The organism is Roseivivax sp. CAU 1761, from assembly GCF_054482755.1.
Window position 1 is genome coordinate 1 of sequence record NZ_JBTLRM010000037.1, and the last position, 3,839, is coordinate 3,839.

Sequence of the window (3,839 nt, forward strand, 5' to 3'; positions counted from 1 at the left end):
TGCGCGCGGCGCGCGCAGACCGCCGGATCGCGCGCCGCCCGAGCCCCTACCCGAGCCCGCGTCCGGGCCCCTGCCCGAGCCCCAGGAAAGGTCTCCGATGACCCATCCCGCCGACTGGATCGACCCCTTCGCACCGGCCGAGGCGCCGCCGCCGCGCCGCCTGCTGGCGTTCTTCCGCTGGGCCCTCGCCGGCGCCTGGGGGGTGCTCTGCGCCGGCTCGGTCTTCGCCATCGCGGTGGGCGTGGTCGAGGTCGCCGCCGCCATGGTGCTGGGCCGGGTGGTCGACACCGCGCTCGCCGCCGGCGCCGGCTCGGTCTTCGCCGAGGGCGGCTGGACGCTGCTCGGCGCGCTCGCCTTCTTCCTGGTGCTGCGCCCCGCCGCCTTCGCCGGCAGCACCTATTTCCAGACCATCGTGGTCCAGCCCAACGTCTTCAACCTCGTGCTGAGCCGTATCCACCGCTACACGATCGGCCAGGCGGTGAGCTTCTTCGACGACGATTTCGCCGGCCGCATCGCCCAGAAGGAAATGCAGACCGCCCGCGCCCTGACCGACGTGGTGGTCGAGATCATCCACACCGTGCTGGTGGCCCTGGCCTCGGTGATCGGCGCCATTTTCCTGATCGCCACCATCGACACCACCATCGCCGCCGGGCTCGGGCTCTGGCTGATCCTCTACATGGTGATGATCCGGCATTTCATGCCCCGGGTGCGGCGCGCCTCCAAAGCCCGCGCCGGGGCCCGCGCCATGGTCACCGGGCAGGTCGTCGACACGGTGACCAACATCAAGACGGTGAAGCTCTTCGCGCATGCCGATCACGAGGACCGCAACGCCCTCGGCGCCATGGCGAGCTTCCGCGACCGCACCCTCGATTACGGCCGCGTCGCGGTGGCCTTCCGGTTCTGGCTGGTGACGCTGGCGGGCATCCTGCCGGTGTTGATGGTGGGCGGCGCGCTGCTGTTCTGGTCGCGCGGCTCGGTCAGCGCCGGCGACATCGCCGCCACCGGCGCGGTGGCGCTGCGGCTGGCGCAGATGACCGGCTGGGTCAGCCACACGCTGATGGCGCTCTACGCCAATCTCGGCGAGACCGAGGACGGCATGCGCACCCTGACGCCGCCGCACCGGCTCACCGACCGGCCCGGCGCGCGCCCGCTCGCGGTCGCTGCGGGCGGCATCGAGATCCGCGGCCTGACCTTCCGCTACGGCCACGAGATCGGCGGGCTGGAGAATGTCTGCCTCGACATCCGCCCGGGCGAGAAGCTCGCCGTGGTGGGCGCCTCGGGCGCCGGCAAGTCGACCCTCGTCTCGCTGCTGCTGCGGATCTACGAGATCGAGGAGGGCAGCATCCGCATCGACGGCCAGGACATCCGCGAGGTCACCCAGGAAAGCCTGCGCCGGCAGATCGGCATGGTCACGCAGGAAACCGCGATGTTCAACCGCTCGGCGCTCGACAACATCCGCTACGGCCGCCCCGACGCGACCTTCGAGGAGGTCGTGGCGGCGGCCGAGAAGGCCGAGGCGCACGACTTCATCGTGGCGATGCGCGACCATGCCGGGCGGCGCGGCTACGACGCCCATCTGGGCGAGCGCGGGGTCAAGCTCTCGGGCGGCCAGCGCCAGCGCATCGCGCTGGCCCGGGCGATCCTCAAGGACGCGCCGATCCTGATCCTCGACGAGGCCACCTCGGCGCTCGATTCCGAGGTCGAGGCACAGATCCAGGACGCGCTCGACCGCGTCATGGAGGGCAAGACCGTGCTGGCCATCGCCCACCGGCTGTCGACGGTGGCGCATATGGACCGCATCGTGGTGCTCGACCGCGGCCGTATCGTCGAGACCGGCAGCCATGACGACCTGCTGGCCCGCCGCGGGCTCTATGCGCGCTACTGGGAGCGCCAGTCGGGCGGCTTCGAGCGCCGCGAGGCGGCCGAGTGAGCCCCCCCTCGACGGCGCCCGCGACATCCGCCATCAGGGCGGCCATGAGCGAGACTGTCATCATCGAGCGGCTGGGCCATCAGGGCGACGGCATCGCCCCCGGCCCCCTGTATGTGCCCGGCGCGCTGCCCGGCGAGGAGGTCGCCGGCGACCGCCAGGGCGACACCCTGCCTTCGCCGCGCATCCTGCGCGCCTCGCCCGACCGGGTGCGCCCGCCCTGCCCGCATGCCGGGGCCTGCGGCGGCTGCCAGTTGCAGCACGCCGCGCCGGCCTTCACCGCCGCCTGGAAGGCCGAGGTGGTGACGCGCGCGCTGGCCGCGCACGGGCTCGAGGCGCCGCAGCGCCCGGTCCTGACCTCGCCCGAGCGCAGCCGCCGCCGCGCCGCCTTCTCGGCCCGGCGCACCCGCAAGGGCGCCCTGGCGGGCTTCCACGCCCGGCGCTCCGACGCCGTGGTGGCGGTGCCGGAATGCCGCGTCGTGCATCCCGACCTCGCCGCCGCGCTGCCGCTGGCCGAAGCGCTGGCGGAGACCGGCGGCAGCCGCAAGGGCGCGCTCTCGGTGCTGCTGACCCGCACCGAGACCGGGCTCGACGCCATGGTCCGGGGCGGCAAGCCCGCCGACGGTCCGCTGCGCGCGGGGCTGGCCGATCTCGCCCGGCGCTTCGACCTGGCCCGGCTGGCCTGGGAGGGCGACGAGACGCTGACCCGCCGGGCCCCGGTGGTGCGCTTCGGCGGCGCCCGGGTGACGCCGCCGCCCGGCGCCTTCCTGCAGGCCACCCCCGAGGGCGAGCGGGCGCTTCAGGCGGCAGCGCGCGAGGCGGCGGACGGCGCCGTGCGGGTCGTCGACCTCTTCGCCGGCTGCGGCACCTTCGCGCTCGACCTGGCGGACCGCGCCGCGGTGCACGCGGTGGAGGGCGACGGCGCCATGCTGGCGGCGCTCGACCATGGCTGGCGCCACGCCGCGGGGCTGAAACGCGTCACCACCGAGACCCGCGACCTGTTCCGCGCGCCGCTCGCCGCCGCCGATCTGGCGGGGTTCGAGGCCGCGGTGATCGACCCGCCGCGCGCCGGTGCCGCGGCCCAGATCGCCGAGCTGGCGGCGGCCGGGATCCCGCGCATCGCGCATCTCTCCTGCAACCCGGTGACCTTCGCGCGCGACTGCGCCAGCCTCGTCGATGCCGGCTACCGGCTCGACTGGGTGCAGGTCGTGGACCAGTTCCGCTGGTCGGCGCATGTGGAAATCGCGGCCCAGCTCACGCGACGGTGAAGTCGGTTTTCAAGCCTCTACTCGCAGCCGGCACTTTGCGGTAAGGTTGCGGCAATAGCGACCGGCAACAATCGCCGGCATGAGCGGCAATCGAGCGGACAGGCACATGCGTTTACTGAGACTGATCGGCGTGATCCTCGCGGTCGCGACCCTTTCTGCGTGCGGCAGCAGCAAGTTCAAGACCTATAGCGGCCCCGAGGTGACGCGGGTGGTGGTCGACAAGGGCGACCGCCGGATGCGGCTCTACCACCACAACCGGGTGCTCAAGACCTACCCGATCCAGCTCGGCTTCGCGCCCAGCGGCGACAAGAAGATCGAGGGCGACGGGCGCACGCCCGAGGGGTTCTACACCATCGACAAGCGCAACCCGGACTCCAGGTTCCACCTGTCGCTGGGCATCGACTACCCCAATGCCTACGACATCTACGAGGCGCAGATGCTGGGCAAGAGCCCGGGCGGCGACATCTTCATCCATGGCGGACCGCCGAAGGGCAGCCGCACCAATCCCAAGAGCGACTGGACCTGGGGCTGCATCGCCGTGAGCGACAAGCAGATGGAATGGATCTACGCGATGATCCAGGACGGCACGCCGATCCAGATCAACCCGTGACCCGCTTTCCCGGCGGCCGCGCGGCGGCCGCCGG

The 3,839-nt window shown here is 72.6% G+C and carries 3 protein-coding genes; all 3 read left to right on the top strand.

What is annotated here, in order from left to right:
* Nucleotides 1-97: 97 nt before the first annotated feature.
* Nucleotides 98-1,930: an ABC transporter ATP-binding protein gene (locus tag ACXYMW_RS17065; protein WP_459036539.1), complete on the top strand. Its 1,833-nt coding sequence runs from the start codon at nt 98-100 to the stop codon at nt 1,928-1,930.
* Between the two features lie 44 nt (nt 1,931-1,974).
* Nucleotides 1,975-3,195, top strand: a complete 1,221-nt coding sequence (locus ACXYMW_RS17070) for a class I SAM-dependent RNA methyltransferase (protein ID WP_459036540.1) — start codon at nt 1,975-1,977, stop codon at nt 3,193-3,195.
* A 106-nt stretch (nt 3,196-3,301) separates the two neighbouring features.
* Nucleotides 3,302-3,805, top strand: a complete 504-nt coding sequence (locus tag ACXYMW_RS17075; protein ID WP_459036541.1) for a L,D-transpeptidase family protein — start codon at nt 3,302-3,304, stop codon at nt 3,803-3,805.
* The last annotated feature ends 34 nt before the right edge of the window (nt 3,806-3,839 follow it).